The following is a 15,306-nucleotide window of genomic DNA, read 5'->3' on the forward strand; positions in this document are numbered from 1 at the left end:
AGTCTGAGTTAGGCGGGGTTGATGACCGTGTCGGCGTTGTCCATGATGAAGCCAGCATCCAGGACACCGACCAGGTTGGTCACCTGCTCGTCCTTGTTGCGGCCCAAGCCCGTCGGAGTGATCGTGTTGGTCAGCGAGATGCCGTCCAGCGCGTCGTTGTAGTCGAGCTTGCCCACGGAGAGCATGGACGCGACCATGCCGTGGTTGTCCGCGCCGTTCTCCGGGTTAGCGCCCGGTGCGAACGGGGTACCAGCCTTGTGGCCGGAGGGGAACGAACCGGTTGCCTTGCCGTAGACCACGTTGGAGGTGATGGTCAGCACCGACTGGGTCGGGATGGCGTCGCGGTAGAGCGGGATCGCCTTGATCTTCTGCATCACCGTGTGCACCACCGTGGCGGCGATGTCGTCCGCGCGGTCATCGTCGTTGCCGTAGAACGGGAACTCGCCCTCGGTGACGTAGTCGACGATCAGGCCAGTCTCGTCGCGGACCGGGGTGACCTTCGCGTACTTAATCGCCGACAGGGAGTCGGCCACGATGGACAGGCCGGCAATGCCGCAGCCCATGGTGCGGACAATGTCGGAGTCGTGCAGCGCCATCTCGATGGACTCGTAGGCGTACCGGTCGTGGCAGTAGTGGATGATGTTCAAAGCCTCGACGTAGGTGCCGACAACCCAGTCGAGCATCTCCTCGTACTTCTGCCAGACCTCGTCGAAGTCCAGCGGACCGTCGCCCTCAATCGGGGTGTGGTCGCCGTCGGTGACCTGCTTGCCGGTGACCTCGTCGCGGCCGCCGTTCATGGCGTAGAGCAGGGCCTTGGCGGCGTTGACGCGGGCGCCGAAGAACTGCATCTGCTTGCCCACCTGCATCGGGGACACGCAGCAAGCGATGGCGGCATCGTCGCCCCACTTGTCGCGGATCTGCTTGTCGGACTCGTACTGCAGCGACGACGTCTCGATGGAGATCGCGGCGCAGAATTCCTTGTAGCCCGCCGGAAGTGCCGGATCCCAGAAGATGGTGATGTTTGGCTCCGGCGCCGGTCCCAGGTTGCGCAGCGTCTGCAGCAGACGGAACGAGGTCTTGGTCACCTGGTGGCGGCCGTCCTCGGAGAAGCCGGCGTCGGTCCAGGTTGCCCAGTACGGGTCGCCGGAGAAGATCTGGTCGTAGTCCTCGGTGCGCAGGAAGCGAACGATACGAAGCTTGATCACCAGTGCGTCGATGATCTCCTGAGCCTCGACCTCGGTCAGGGTGCCGTTGGCCAAGTCGCGCTCGAAGTACGCGTCCAGGAAGGGGGAGAGGCGGCCGATGGACATGGCGGCGCCGTCCTGGCTCTTCACGGAGGCGAGGTAGCCGAAGTAGGTCCACTGCACGGCTTCCTTGGCGTTGGTGGCCGGGCCGGAGATGTCGAAGCCGTAGTCCTCGGCCATCTTCTTCAGCTTCTTCAGCGCCTTGATCTGCTCGGCGTGCTCCTCACGGTAGCGGGCCCAGTGCTCGGAGAAGTCCTTCTCCAGGGAAGCGTCCTTCGCCTGCTGCTTCTCCTCGATGAGGAAATCCACACCGTAGAGAGCCACGCGGCGGTAGTCGCCGATGATGCGGCCACGGCCGTAGGCATCCGGCAGGCCCGTCACGATGTGAGAGGAGCGCGCCGCACGGATGCGCGGGGTGTAGATGTCAAAGACGGCATCGTTGTGGGTCTTGCGGTACTGCGTGAAGATCTTCTTCACGTCCGGGTTGACCTCTTTGCCGGCCTCCTTGATCGCCTGCTCAACCATGCGCCAGCCACCGTTCGGCATCATTGCGCGCTTGGTCGGCGTGTCCGTCTGCAGACCAACAACGACGTCGTCGTCCTCCGAGATGTATCCCGGCTTGAAGGCGTCGATGTCAGCGGGCGTTTCTGTGTCCACGTCGTAGACACGGCGCTCACGCTCGACGGCGAGGTAGTTCTTGTCGAGGTGATCCCAGAGGCGCAGGGTTTTTTCGGTGGCGCCTTCAAGGAACGATGCATCCCCGTCGTACGGGGTGTAGTTGCGCTGGACGAAATCGCGGACGTCGATGCGTTCCATCCACGGGCCCGGCTTGAAGCCGTCCCATGCGCGGTTTTCAATTTGCGGCTCTGTCGAAACAGTCACAGTTGCACAGTCCTTCGTTAAAGCATTTGAGGATCTCTCGCGGCTGCGCTTGCCCATTTACTTACCCATGTACTTTCAAAGCGCGGGCCGCTCAGAAACCATTGTAAGGGATGATTCGGGGCTAATAGTAATACGATTGGTGTGACGTTGCGCACAGGTGTCATGGGGTAAAAGGCACGAAAGAACCGGCCCGAAGCCTTTGTAGATAGGCTCTGGGCCGGCTCGGATCGGCGTCGGCGAAACGCCAGGGGAGGGCGAAGGGTTACTTTTCGTTCTCCAGCTCAGGTCCCTCGAGCTGCCCCTCGGTCACCGCCAGGTTGTGGCGGGTGCGCGAGAACGCGTTGATGGTCCACTCGCTGGCGGCCACAAGACGGTTGCGGGTGCCGGTGAGGAAGGACAGGTGCACGCCCAGCCACATCAGCCAGCCGATGAAGCCGGTGATTTCCACCTTGCCCATCTTCACAACCGCGTTGAAGCGGTTGATGATGGCCATCGAGCCCTTGTCGAAGTACTCGAACGGGTCGCGGTTTTCCGGAGCGACGTCGTGCTCGACCTGCTCCTTGATGATCTTGCCCACGTAGGCGCCGGACTGGATGGCCACCTGCGCAACGCCCGGGAGGCGGTCGCGGTTCATCATGTCGCCGATGATGAACAGGTTCGGCTCATCGCCCACGGACAGGTCGGCGTTGACCGCAACCTTGCCGGCACGGTCGGCCTCGACACCGAGCTGATCGGCGATCTGCTTGCCCAGCGGGGAAGCGGCAACACCGGCGGACCAGATCTTGGTCGGGGTGCTGATAGTGGTCTCCTGCTCGGTCTTCATGTCCTTGTAGGTCACGGAGTCCGCGTCCACGTTAGTCACCATCGCGTTGAGGATGACGGTCACGCCCGCCTTCTCTAGCTCGCGCTGTGCCTTCTTGCCCAGGCGCTTGCCAAACGGCGGCAGGACCTGCGGCGCGCCGTCCAGCAGGTAGATCTTGGCTTGCTCGGTGCTAAAGGAGTAGCGGCCGGAGGTGAATGCGCGGTGCGCCATCTCGGCCACCTGGCCAGCCAGCTCCACACCGGTCGGGCCTGCGCCGACGATGACGAAGGTCAGCTCACGCTCGCGCTCTTCCGGCGTCTGCGCCAGCTCAGCGCGCTCGAAGGCTGCGATGAGGCGGGCGCGGATCTCAAACGCGTGGTCCAACGTCTTCAGACCCGGAGCGTACTGCGCAAAGTGGTCGTTGCCGAAGTAGGACTGGCCGGCGCCTGCGGCGACGATGAGGGAGTCGTAGGAGAAGGTGGTCTCCTTGCCGCCCTCGACGGAGGTGACGGTCTTCGCCTGAGCGTCGACGGTCTCCACGGTGCCGCGAACGACGCGGACGTTCTGTTGGTCGCTGAACATCTGGCGTACATCGCCGGTGATCTCGCCGGAGGACATCAGGCCGGTTGCCACCTGGTAAAGCAGCGGCGGGAAGAGGTGGTGGTTGGTGTTGTTGATCAGCGTGATGTCGACATCTGCGTCTGCGAGCTCTTTCGCCGCATTCACGCCGCCAAAACCTGCGCCCACGATGACAACGTGGTGGCGACTACCTTCGGGGCGGTACACCTGAGAGGCCATGAGTGATATCTCCTCGGGTTAATGACGATATTAATTGGAACGGCATACATAGTACGCGCCCACCAATAAACTGCGCGGGCAGGCTCCGCCGTGGCACCTCATATCTCAGTGCTGCGCGCACTAGCATTCGAGAAATGGCCGAGAGCACTCCCGCGAACATCCCCGCGCACCTTCAACCAGTTGATGCAGACGCGTGGCCGGGGGTGGCCAATATTCCGAAGCCGAGCAGGTTGCGAACGAGGCTCGCAGAGGCCGGCTTCGCTCGTGCCTGTGCGAAAGCGGGCCTGTCGTTCGAAGGAGACGGCGCAGACATCGCGGTTGAGCGCGCTGAAGTGTTTCAGCGCGTCGCCGCGAGCGGGTGGGTTGGCCTCGCAGAGGGCTACATGGCGGGAGAGTGGTCGGCAGGGGGTTCGCAGCAGCTTGTCGACGTCCTCACGGCCCTCATACGCACCGGCTACTGCCCACGCACCCGCCGCGTGGACGCGGTGCGGCCCGCAACGCCAGGGGAGTTGCCGCCGGATCTGGTTGCTCACTTTTCGGGCGACGGACTCAGCGCGTTCCAGGGGCATTTCGCCACCGGAGTGGCCACCACGCAACGGGTGCGGATGAAGTCTCATACCAAAGGCGCCGGCAGAGGTCGCGAGCCCCGCGATCATTTCGTAGACGTGACGGAAATCGGGGCTCCTATGGAGTCTGACAGGGCGGATCTGCAGGACGCGCAAAACCGCAGCGTAGAATCCCTTTTGGAGAGTCTGAACGTGGTCTCCGGCACGCATCTGTTGGAGTATCCGTCCGGAGGCGGCGCATTAGCGTTCGAGGCCGCTGCGCGCGGGGCGACTGTCGACGCCGTGACTCGCGATTCGCGTATGTACGCCGCGATGCGCGAGCGGCTGATTCTCACGGGCACAGACGGATCCGTCACCGTGGACCGTATTGCGGAGGGCCCGGTTGCTGTGGCCAAGCAACGAAGCGGTGTCTACGACGCGGTCGCGAGCATGGAGGTGTTTGAAACCATGCCGCAACGCCAGCAGAGAAAGTATCTGCTGGCCGTGGACGCGCTGCTTAGTCAGGGCGGGCGAGCAGCCATGCAGACGGTGGTACGTACGCAGGCGTACAACCGCACGGCGGATCTCGCGCTGGAGTCGCTGCGAGCATATATCTGGCCGGGACTGTATTTCTCAAAGGTCACGGAGATTGGCAAGACAGTCGACCGCGAGACCGATCTGCGCGTCGTGGCGCAGACGTCGGCGCCGGAGCACCTCGCGGCGTCGTTGCGCCTGCAGCGCGTCACGTTCGACGGCAAGCTGCGCGATGCGGCCGCCGACGGCTACGACGCCGTGTTCCGCCGTCTGTGGGTGTGGCAGTTCGCGTTGCGTGAGGCGATGGCGCGGCTGGGGATGATCGATCTGGCGCAGATCACGTTCGCGCGGAGAAACAGGAGAGGACGCCGCTAGCGGGAGGCTTGGCCGCCAGAACGTTACTTGACATAATGTACATTATCGGACAGTTATATATGGTGGAACCGTAAAAGGCGCCGAGCGCTCTTCGCGTCCGACGCCCTTCCATATACCCCTAATATTGGAACGTTACGTAAACGAGCCTATCTACTTGGTCATGTTGATACGGACGTTCACTTCGCCTTCTTCGGCGATTTTCGCCGCGACGAGCTCCGGGGTCTCCACGCCGTAGTTCAGACGGTTGATCGGAATGTCGCCGGCGACGATCAAACGGTCGCCCGAGCGCGCAACATCGAACGCCTGCGTGATGTCGTTAGTCTCGCCGTGGATGGTCAGCTCGCCGGTGAGCTCCACAGTGCCTACAGTGCCGTCATCCGGTATGGCGGACACGTCAGCCGGCTGGGTCACTGTGAACGTCGCCTCCGGATACTTGTCCGTGTGGAAGATACGGCGACGCACTGACGAGTCGCGCTTGTCGCTATCGGACGACAGGTGCTGCATGTCGACGGTGATCTCGCCCGCGGTCAGCGTGCCCTCGGCAATCGTCGCAAAGCCTGTGACCGCACGCGTGGACGCCGAGGTGCTACGGCGTTCGCCCGGCAGCACCTCTTCAAATGTGAACCCGGCGGACGTGACGTTGTCGCCCGGGCGGTTGGTTACCGTCCATTCGCCGTCAAGCTCCGTGGAGGCTGCGGATACTTTGTCGGCATCGATGCCTTCTGTCTTCACGCCGCCGCCCTTAAACAGGGTCATGAGCAGCGGAATCATCGCCACCAGCACCGCCGCGACGATGAAGATAGATACGACAACGATGAGGGTTGTGCGCATCTTTGCGCTGGTTGCCGCGCTTTTTTCCACCTGGATTTCACCTCAGCCTTTCAAGTTGCTGGGCTAATTCTACTAATTCGTCACAAAGCGGGGCCAAATCGTCAGGCTTCGCACCTTCGGCGGCTGCCGTGCGGATATCCTCCGCTGCGCACCGCAGCGCGTACAGGCGGTCGCGGTACTCTGCGACCTTGTTGCGGTTGAGGATCACCGCGTCCTCGTCAACCGACGTACCGGCCAGCATGGTGCGCTGTTCGTAGGCGCGCTGCTTGCAGGATGGTCCGCAGTACTTGCGTTTCCGGCCGCGGCCGCGGTTTACGGGAATTTCCTTCCCGCACCAGGCACATGTGGCAGTTTTCTTGGTAAGGGCACGTAATTTATCCGTCACGGTTATGTAGTCTATTACAACTGTCGATTACGCAAAAGTGCCCGGGAACAATTCGCAGAACTGCACCGTTATACTGGAGCGACTGAAAACAAACGGGTTGAAAAGGATGGTGAGTGCCATGGCTGATCGAGTTCTTCGGGGAAGCCGCATGGGCGCAGTCAGCTACGAAACGGACCGCGACCACGATCTCGCGCCGCGCCAGATGGCGAAGTACCGCACCCCCAACGGTGAGGTGTTCGAGGTGCCGTTCGCTGACGACGCCGAAATCCCCGAGGAGTGGATGTGCAAGAACGGCCAGGTCGGCACCCTCATGGAGGGCGAAGGCGTGGAGTCCAAGCCTGCCAAGCCGCCGCGCACCCACTGGGACATGCTGCGTGAGCGCCGCAGCATCGAGGAGCTCGACGTCCTGCTCGAGGAGCGCCTGGAGCAGCTTCGTAAGCGCCGCCGCACCGCCGCCCGCATTGCCAAGGAGCAGCAGCAGGCCAACGAGAGCTAGCTCGCTTTACGACGGCTCACGCAAGTGCCCGCCCCCGCGAAACCAATTCGCGGAGGCGGGCACTTCCCTATTGTCGGCTGCTACTTCTTGCGCTTGCCGTCGACACCGAGCGCGTGGACCGCCTGGCGGACGGTCTCCTCGCCCAAGTAGATCGCGTCGTTCACGCGGCGGGCGGCGTTAGCCTGGATCTTGCCCAGGTTGGCGTGGTCGATCTCGTGCTTGGCCACCGAGCCGAACTCACCAATGGCGTTGATGATCTGCTCGGGAGCGTCGGCGGCCTTGCGGCGGACGTCGGAAAGCTTCGAGTGCTCCACGGCGTAGACGAACTGGCGGACAGTCTCAGAGGTCAGGTCCTTGACGAAGGTGGCCTTGTCCGCGGCGCCCCACTTGGTCACCTCGGCCAGCGAGGCGGTGGCGAAGCTGGCGTCCAGCTTGGACTCGCCGAGCTTGCGGTCCTCAAAGGTGATCGGCACCTCGCGGATGTCGTAGCCCAGCTTGTCCACCTTGTGCGCGATCTCCACCTGGAAGATGTAGCCCTTGGTGGACAGGGAATCCAGGTCCAGCTCCTCCAGCACTTCGCGCTTGAAGGCGCGGTAGCCTGCGGTCATGTCCGCCACGTCGGTGCCGAGGGCGATGGAGACGTACTGGTTGCCCAGCTTGGACAGCAGGAATCGGTTCTTCGGCCAGTTGACCACTTCCCCGCCCTCGATGTAGCGGGAGCCGATGGCCAGATCTGCGCCGTCATCTAGCGCGTCGAGAAGCCGGTGCAGCTCCTCCGGCGCATGGGAGCCGTCGGCATCCATCTGCACCAGCACCTTGTAGTCGCGCTCCAGGCCCCAGTTGAAGCCGGCGCGGTAGGCAGCCAGCAGGCCGTCCTTGCCGGTGCGGTGCAGCACGTTGACCTCGTCGTGGGCGGCGGCGAGCTCGTCGGCCTTCGCGCCGGTGCCGTCCGGCGAGTTGTCGTCCACAACGAGGATGTCCACGGCATCCTTTGTAGCCAGCACGCGCTCGACGATAAGCGGGAGGTTCTCCACCTCGTTGTAGGTCGGAATGATCACCAGAGTCTGGTTGGCCACGGCGCTAATTCTCCTCGTATTTACGCTGTTGTTCTCCGGTAGGAGCATACCCCCGCCCACTTCGGCGCGCGGACACGGCTGCGGCAACCATGAGCGCTGCACCGGCGGCGACAAGGAGCCACTCGAGAATCTGCCCGAAACGCACCGCTGGTGTGGTGCCGGTGCGCAGCGGGAGTGTCTCCATCAAGTGCGCGGGCTCGAAGATCTCTGTCTGCTGGGACACGCGGCCGTCCGGGTGCACGATCGCCGAGACACCTGAGGTGGCGACGACCACAACTGCCCTGTCGGTTTCGATCGCGCGCATCCGGCTCATCGCTAGCTGCTGATACGTCATGTCCGTGAAACCGAAGGTTGCGTTGTTCGTCGGCGTGGACAAGATCTGCGCGCCGCCACGCACCGCCATGCGGTACGCCTCGTCCTCCGCAACCTCGTAGCACGTGGCCACACCCACGGGGATGTCGCCCATGTGCACCACGCCGTTGTCGTTGCCGGGTTTGAAGTCGCCCGCCAAGTCCACCAGGTCGGAGAAGTTCCGGAAGAAATCGCGCATCGGCATGTACTCGCCGAACGGCTGCAGGAAGCGCTTGTCGTGGCGCTCCCCCGGGCCTGTTTCCGGGTCGAAGACGACCATGGTGTTGCGGGCGCCGACGTCGTCGCGGGTGAGCGTGCCCACCAGCAAGGGCGTATCGACGCCGCGCACCGCCGCACCCACCAGCGCCTCGGCCTCCGCGTCGACGAACGGGTTGACGTCGGAGGCGTTTTCCGGCCAGAACACCATGTCCAGCTTTTCGCCGGACTCCTCGGCCTCCTCAGCCAGGCGCAGCGTCTCGTTGACATGGTTGCTCAGCACGGCCCGGCGCTGCTCGTTGAAGTCCAGCCCCATGCGCGGCACGTTACCCTGCACGGCCCCAACGCGGGCCTCCTCGACCGTGGAGCTGTCCTTTCCGACACCGAGGTTGGCGATCAGGCCGGCAGCCAGCGGCAGGATGATGGCGGCTACGGCGGGGCGGCGCGACGAACCGTCGAGAAGCGAGATGCACCCGACCGCCACGAGCACCGTGGCTACGGTGACCAGCGCGGGCCCACCCCAGGCCGACAGTGCGGCCAGCGGGCCGTTGATCTGCCCCCACGCCAGGCGCACCCACGCGAAGCCGCCGAAGGGCCACGAGGAGCGCACAAACTCGACTGCCAGGTAGACCAGCGGAAACGCGAACGCGCCGAAGCGCCACCGCGCCACCAGCACACCGAACGCACCGGTGGCCAGCGCGTAGAGCGCCATGGTGATTGCTAGGGCGATGTATGGCATGGCGCCGACGAACTCGCCCACCCACGGCAGCAGGAACAGGTAGCAAAACAGGCCATGCGTGAACCCGATCAGCGCGCCGAAGCGCGCGGACGGGCGCTCTTGCGCTTCCCCAGCCATGCCGAGCGCCGCGGTGGCGTGCCTGGGCCACGGCACGAGCGTGAGCCACAGCAGCGCGATGCCGAGCACCGCGGCCCACCAGCGGCCGATCGGTTCATACGAGAGGTAAACCAGCCAGCCGGAAACGGCCGCGAGCCCGAAACGGAGAAACGCCGGCACTTAGCGCACTCCGCCGGTGCTGCCGTTGTTGCCGTTGTCTGGATCCTGCGGGCGCTCTGGGCTGTCCATGCGGTACCACTGCTCCAGCTCGTCGGCGTCGATGATCGGCTTCTGCTGCTGCGCGCCGCCCGGCTGGTTGAAAGAGCCGTAGCTGGTTTGGAACTGCCCCATCGGGGTGGCGTCGTAGACGCGCACGCCGAGGTTCTCCACCGCGGCGCGGGCCCGCTTAGTCATGGTTTTGCGGATCAACGCGCGCGTCGGCCCGAACACCAGCGGCAAGCCAATCAACGATGTGACAAAGCCGGGGATGACGGAAAGCGTCCAGCCGCCGATGAGCAGCGCGGAGTCGCCCGCGAGCTTGCCGACGCTGGAGCGGCCACGCGCGGCCTGCAGCAGCGAGTTGCGCAGCGCCATGCTGGCAGCGGCGCCGCCGGCGATCATGAGCACGAAGATGGCCAAAAGCGCCCAGCCCACACCGATGGCCTTGGCCACCAGGAAAAACGCGAGCGCTTCGACGAGGAAGTATGCGAGAAGAGGAATCGGCATGGCCACGAGGGTACCTGGGCTCACCGCTACCTCGGCATGTGCCTCCACACTGGCCGCGGCACAGCGCGCATAATTGCGGCGAGGACAGCCAGGCGCCGCGGGATCCACACCGTGGCGCTTGTGCCGCGCGCGGCGGCGTCCACCACCGCGTCCGCGACCACATCCGGGGTCACCGACATCACCGCCGGTGTCATGCCTTGCGTCATCGAGCCGATGACAAAGCCCGGTCGCGCCAGGATGAGGCTGAGGCCTGTGCCGTGCAGCCGGTCCATCAGGCCCTGACAAAACGCGTCCAGGCCCGCCTTGGTGGAGCCGTAGACGTAGTTGGCGCGGCGTGCCCGCCACCCGGCGATGGAAGAGAAGGCGAAGATCTCCCCGCGTGCCATCTCGTCGGCAAGTACCGTCAACAAGCTCACCTGTGCGAGGTAGTCCACAGTGGCGATGCGCGCGGCCTCGTGCTCGTCGCGCTCTGCGAGCTCCTGGTCGCCGAGGATGCCGAATGCGACGATGGCGGTGGTCACCTCGCCCGCCTCGCGCACGACGCGCCGGTGCGAGTCCAGATCAGTGGCGTCGAAGTCGAGCGTGCGCACCGCTGTGGCACCCGCGGCGAGCATCCGCTTCTCGACGTCCGCCAGGCCCCGACTCCCCCTGGCGGCCAACACGACCTCACGGCCCTGGCAGACGCGTGCGGCGATCTCGCCGCCGATGTCGCTGCGCGCCCCGAGCAGCAGCACTGTGCCGCTAGCCATTGGCGCTGCCGAGGTCGCGGCGGGTGTGGTTGAGCGGTTCAATACCGTCAGCGGTCATGCGCACGATGTCCTCGATGCGCATGCCCCACTTGCCTGGCACGTAGATGCCGGGCTCGATGGAAAATGCCATGCCCTCGCGCAGCACGACGTCGGAGCCGGCGATGATGAACGGCTGCTCGTGGCCGGACAGGCCGATGCCGTGGCCCAGGCGGTGCGTGAAGTATTCGCCGTAGCCGGCGTCTGCGATGACCTCGCGCGCAGCGGCGTCGAGCTCGCCGGCAGTGATGCCGGGCTTGGCGGCAGCGCACGCGGCGTCGAACGCGCGCTCAAGCACCCCGTAGGCCTCCAGGAATTCTTTCGGCGCCTTGGCAGGCTCTCCCACTACGTGGGTGCGGGTGCAGTCGGACTGGTAGCCGGACGGCAGCGCGCCGCCCAGGTCCACCACCACAGGGTCCCCTTCCTCGAGGACACGGTCGGAGAAGTCGTGGTGGGGGTTGGAACCATTGGGCCCGGAGCCGACGATGACGAACTGCACGTTCGCGTGCTCTTGAAGAATCAGCGCGTGCAGCTCGTCCGCGATCTCGCGCTCCGTGCGTCCAGGCTGGAGCAGTTCGGCGGCGCGCTCGTGCACGCGGTCGATGGCGGCGCCGGCTTTCGCAAGCTCGGTGGCCTCATCGGCGTCTTTGACCATGAACAGTTCCGCCACCGCGTCGGAGGCAAGCTCGGTTGCAGGCAGTAACGCCTGCAGCGCGAAGACGTGGTCCGCGGTCAGCGACGATCCGAGGCCCACGGTGCCATCTTCAAGCGTCTCCGCCACGAGCTTGTACGGGCATTCCCCGTCGCGCCAGCCGATGACTTCAACGTCTGCCGCGCCTTCCAGCCCCAGCGACTGAATGTCGGTCACTGGTGCCACCACGGTGGTGCCGCCAGGCGCGATCACCAGCGCGGTGAGCCGCTCGTGCGAGGAAGTCCAGGAACCGGTGAGGTAGGCGAACTCGGCGCCGGTGCCGATGACCAGCCCACCCAGACCGCGCTGTTTAACCAACTCGACGGCTTCCTGGCGGCGTGCGGTGTACGTATCAGAGTCGAATGCAGTCATGTGCGCCATGGTAGATCGCTAGCATCGTGGGAGTGTTGCCTGCCCTGAACCGCTCCGTCGCCCGCCTTAGCGCTCCGGGCGGCGGCTACTGCTCGGGCGCGCTCATCGCCCCCGACATCCTGCTCACCTGCGCGCATTTCTTCCGTGAGCGCCCGCATGCAGGGGTGCGGGTGCGTGTCGACGGCTCCGTGTTCCCCGTCGACAGCCTCCACATTCTGGCCGGCACGGATGTCGCACTCGTCCGGCTGCCGGATCGAGCTGAGGCTGCTCCATTCGAGCTCGGGCCGTCGCCGCGCTTGTTCGCCCGTACGCTCACTCTCGGATACGGCGGTCAGGCTCGCAGCGTCCAGGCGCGGCCGGGTGTCTACCTGGGCACGCTTCCGGTGTCCTGGTCCAGGAAACGTGTGACGCGGGTGCGTCCGGCTGGCCTGGTGTACGCCAACCCGCCGGCGGTGAAGGGCGATTCCGGCGGCCCTGTGTTGGTCGGGGGAAAGGTCGTTGGCGTGCAGTCCCTCATCCTGGATCCGGGCGGCACGAACTTGCGCATCGCCACCGTGTCCCTGTGGCCGCGAGGGCTGGCACGGTCGCTGCGGGGGCTCTAGTTGCCGATCGCCACCACGCCGCGGCGGATCGCGTCCACAGCCCGGTTCGCGTTGTCCCGGATCTGGTCCGAATAGCCGGTCTTTTTGACCTGCTCCAGCAGGTCGATCACCTGGCGGCACCAGCGCACGAAGTCGCCGGGGGTGAGCTCTGCGCCCGATTCCGCCGCCGCGGCCAGTGCGTAGCCCAGCGGCGCTCCGGCGGTCCACTGGTGGATGGACAGGCAGAACCCGGGATCCGGCAAGCGGGTGGCGGGCAGGTTGTGGCGTTGCTCGTCGGAGACCAGCTCGCCGTAGATGCGCATTGTCTCGTTCATCGCGTCGGCCATGGCGTCGGTGGCGGCCTCGGGGCTGCCGCCGGTGGCGCGGCGGTTCTCAAACACCACCATGGAGGCCACACCGGCCAACTCGGCAGGATCCAACTCGTCCCAAATCCCGCGCTTGAGGCACTGCGCCACCAACAGATCGGAGACGTTGTGGATGCGGGACAGGCGCTCGCCTTCGTCGGTGACCTGCGGTTCGCCGTCGTGAAGCTCGACATAGTCCATCTCCGTGAGCAGCCCGATGATGCGCTCGAAGGTACGGCCCAGCGAGTCGGTGGAGGTGTCCACGCGGCGCTCCAGCTTGGCCAGTGCCCGCTCCTCGCGCACGATCTCCTCCGCGGTGCGGGCCAACAGCTCGCGGTCCGCCGCCGGCCAGTCGTGCACCGGGTGGTTGCGGATAGCCTCGCGCAGCGCGGTGACCTTCTTGTTCGGCCGCACCCGGGACTGCTCACGCAGTCGTTTCGGTGCGTCGAAGTGGCCGCGGTGCAACATGCTCGCCACCTTGCGGGCGTGGCGGCGCGGCTGGTCTTGCATGTGGCGCGGTACCTTGATGCGACCCACCACCAGCGGCGGATTCTTGAACGCCGCGGCGTCGATGCGTCCGGACCAGCCGCGCTCCGTGGTCACCCAGGGGCGCGGGTCGTGCGGCTTGCCCGCGGGCTGCACCACGGCGGCGAGCTCCGGCTTGCGCTTGCTCGGCAGAGCGATGACCTGGCCCACCTGGAGCGAGCCGAGGATCTTGATGGTTTCGGTCTGGCGGCTGTCCAGGTGGTCGCGCCGTGCCTGTTTCTCCTCCTCGGACAGGTCCCCTCGCAGTTGCGAGTACTCGACCAGCTCGGCGGCTGCGTCGTCGCTAGGCGGAGCGAACGCGGAGATGTCGCGCTCGAGTTTGGTGCGCAGCGAGCGCACCTTCTGCTGGAGCCGCTCGATGTCGCGCACCTCGCCGACCACCGAGCGGTCCGTCTGGAACTGGGCAAACGACTGCTCGATCAGGCGGATGGAGTCGTCGAAGCCGTTCATGGCCAGCATGTTGATGGCCATGTTGTAGCCGGGCTGGAACTGGGAGATCAGCGGGTAGGTGCGTGTGGACGCCAACCCCGCCACCTGGTGGGGATCCATCGTGGGCGCCCACTGCACCACGGCGTTGCCGATGTGGTCGATCCCGCGGCGGCCGGCGCGGCCGGTGAGCTGGGTGTACTGGCCTGGGGTGAGGTCCACGTGGGCCTCACCGTTGAACTTGACCATCTTTTCAAGCACCACGGTGCGAGCCGGCATGTTGATGCCCAGCGCCAGGGTCTCGGTGGCGAAGACGACCTTGACCAAGCCTCGGACGAACAACTGCTCCACGATGTGCTTGAACGCGGGCAACAGCCCCGCGTGGTGCGCGGCGAACCCGCGCATCCAGGCGGTGCGCACCTGGCGGAAGTTCAGAACCTCCAAGTCCTCTTCGGGGATGCCGTCCACGCCTTCGTCGATAATCTGCTCGATCTCGGCGCGCTCCTCAGGCGTGGTGAGTTCCTTGCGCGAGCGCAGGCATTGGAACAGCGCACCGTCGCAGCCTGCGCGGGAGAAAATGAACACGATCGCCGGCAGCATGTCCTGGCCCTGGAGGGCGGAGACAACCTCGGGCCGGCCGACGGGGCGAACCTTGTCCTGGCGGCGCGAACGCCCGCTGCGGGAGCGCGAGCGAAAGCCTCTCCCCTCCTCGAAGTCGCGCCGGCCCTCGTCGGAAGAGCCCGCCTCGATGCGCTCGATGGCGTGCTCGAGGCTGCGGTTGACCCGCCCGCCGGTGCCCGGCTCGAATAGCGGGAACATCTTGCGGCCGACCATCATGTACTGGCTCAGCGGCACCGGCCGATGCTCGGAGACGATGACTTCGGTGTCGCCGCGCACGGCGTCGAGCCATTCGCCGAATTCCTCGGAGTTGGACACGGTGGCGGACAGGCCGATCAGGCTCACGGAATCGTCGAGGTTGAGGATGATCTCCTCCCACACAGCGCCCCGGTCGCGGTCCGCAAGGTAGTGGATCTCGTCCATCACCACGTGCGTGAGCCGGTCCAGCTGGGGCGACTCCGCGTACAGCATGTTGCGCAAAACCTCGGTGGTCATCACCACGATCTCGGCGGAACCGTTGATGCTGGTGTCGCCGGTGAGCAGGCCCACCGCGTCCTCGCCGTGCTCGGCGACTAAGTCGTGGTACTTCTGGTTGCTCAGCGCCTTAATCGGCGTGGTATAGAAGCATTTCGTGCCACGGTGCAGGGCGAGCGCGACGGCGAACTCGCCGACGATGGTCTTGCCTGAACCGGTGGGCGCGCACACCAGCACGCCACGGTCCTGCTCCACCGCCTGGCAGGCCTGGAGCTGGAAGTCGTCGAGGGCAAACGGCTTCGCCTCGGCGAATTCCCGCAGAAACGATGTACCAGGATCGGGGGAAAGCATG

At 65.3% G+C, this 15,306-nt stretch carries 13 protein-coding genes; 3 read left to right on the plus strand and 10 right to left on the minus strand.

The features are described 5' to 3' along the window. Positions 1 to 8: 8 nt before the first annotated feature. On the minus strand, positions 9 to 2,060 hold the full coding sequence (locus HMPREF2791_RS10895; protein WP_246825514.1) for a pyruvate formate lyase family protein: 2,052 nt from the start codon (positions 2,058 to 2,060) through the stop codon (positions 9 to 11). 328 nt (positions 2,061 to 2,388) lie between these two features. Then, complete coding sequence (locus HMPREF2791_RS10900) at positions 2,389 to 3,726, minus strand: NAD(P)/FAD-dependent oxidoreductase (protein WP_070473846.1); 1,338 nt, start codon at positions 3,724 to 3,726, stop codon at positions 2,389 to 2,391. A 134-nt stretch (positions 3,727 to 3,860) separates the two neighbouring features. On the opposite strand from HMPREF2791_RS10900, the gene HMPREF2791_RS10905 reads away from it, so the two are divergent. Beyond that, positions 3,861 to 5,180: an SAM-dependent methyltransferase gene (locus HMPREF2791_RS10905; protein WP_070473848.1), complete on the plus strand. Its 1,320-nt coding sequence runs from the start codon at positions 3,861 to 3,863 to the stop codon at positions 5,178 to 5,180. 150 nt (positions 5,181 to 5,330) lie between these two features. On the opposite strand, the gene HMPREF2791_RS10910 is transcribed toward HMPREF2791_RS10905, so the two are convergent. Then, on the minus strand, positions 5,331 to 6,011 hold the full coding sequence (locus HMPREF2791_RS10910) for a YceI family protein (RefSeq protein WP_070845359.1): 681 nt from the start codon (positions 6,009 to 6,011) through the stop codon (positions 5,331 to 5,333). Positions 6,012 to 6,048: 37 nt separating this feature from the next. Continuing rightward, positions 6,049 to 6,396, minus strand: a complete 348-nt coding sequence (locus tag HMPREF2791_RS10915) for a hypothetical protein (RefSeq protein WP_070473850.1) — start codon at positions 6,394 to 6,396, stop codon at positions 6,049 to 6,051. A gap of 118 nt (positions 6,397 to 6,514) precedes the next feature. On the opposite strand from HMPREF2791_RS10915, the gene HMPREF2791_RS10920 reads away from it, so the two are divergent. Then, complete coding sequence (locus tag HMPREF2791_RS10920) at positions 6,515 to 6,892, plus strand: RNA polymerase-binding protein RbpA (protein WP_070473852.1); 378 nt, start codon at positions 6,515 to 6,517, stop codon at positions 6,890 to 6,892. A gap of 80 nt (positions 6,893 to 6,972) precedes the next feature. Here the strand turns inward: HMPREF2791_RS10920 and HMPREF2791_RS10925 are convergent, their stop codons facing one another. From HMPREF2791_RS10925 to HMPREF2791_RS10945, 5 genes are read right to left on the minus strand one after another with little or no spacing between them, the layout of a single operon-like run. After that, positions 6,973 to 7,968, minus strand: coding sequence for a polyprenol monophosphomannose synthase (locus HMPREF2791_RS10925; protein WP_371336025.1), 996 nt, complete (start codon positions 7,966 to 7,968; stop codon positions 6,973 to 6,975). 4 nt (positions 7,969 to 7,972) lie between these two features. Further along, entirely contained in the window at positions 7,973 to 9,550 is a 1,578-nt protein-coding gene (gene lnt / locus HMPREF2791_RS10930; RefSeq protein ID WP_070845295.1) for an apolipoprotein N-acyltransferase, read from the minus strand. Beyond that, positions 9,551 to 10,096, minus strand: a complete 546-nt coding sequence (locus HMPREF2791_RS10935; protein WP_070845361.1) for an FxsA family protein — start codon at positions 10,094 to 10,096, stop codon at positions 9,551 to 9,553. Positions 10,097 to 10,122: 26 nt separating this feature from the next. Continuing rightward, positions 10,123 to 10,845, minus strand: coding sequence for an SDR family oxidoreductase (locus tag HMPREF2791_RS10940; RefSeq protein WP_070473860.1), 723 nt, complete (start codon positions 10,843 to 10,845; stop codon positions 10,123 to 10,125). Next, complete coding sequence (locus HMPREF2791_RS10945; protein ID WP_070845297.1) at positions 10,838 to 11,953, minus strand: M24 family metallopeptidase; 1,116 nt, start codon at positions 11,951 to 11,953, stop codon at positions 10,838 to 10,840. Before HMPREF2791_RS10945 ends, HMPREF2791_RS10940 begins: the two co-directional genes overlap by 8 nt. A gap of 23 nt (positions 11,954 to 11,976) precedes the next feature. Here HMPREF2791_RS10945 and HMPREF2791_RS10950 point away from each other — a divergent pair, with 23 nt between their 5' ends. Further along, positions 11,977 to 12,546, plus strand: coding sequence for a trypsin-like peptidase domain-containing protein (locus HMPREF2791_RS10950; RefSeq protein ID WP_070845299.1), 570 nt, complete (start codon positions 11,977 to 11,979; stop codon positions 12,544 to 12,546). On the opposite strand, the gene HMPREF2791_RS10955 is transcribed toward HMPREF2791_RS10950, so the two are convergent. Beyond that, positions 12,543 to 15,305, minus strand: coding sequence for a DEAD/DEAH box helicase (locus HMPREF2791_RS10955; protein WP_070845301.1), 2,763 nt, complete (start codon positions 15,303 to 15,305; stop codon positions 12,543 to 12,545). The two genes, HMPREF2791_RS10950 and HMPREF2791_RS10955, sit on opposite strands and share 4 nt — an antisense overlap. Between the last annotated feature and the right edge of the window lies 1 nt (position 15,306).

The sequence above is a fragment of the Corynebacterium sp. HMSC034A01 genome (assembly GCF_001838175.1).
In the GTDB taxonomy this organism is placed as follows: domain Bacteria; phylum Actinomycetota; class Actinomycetes; order Mycobacteriales; family Mycobacteriaceae; genus Corynebacterium.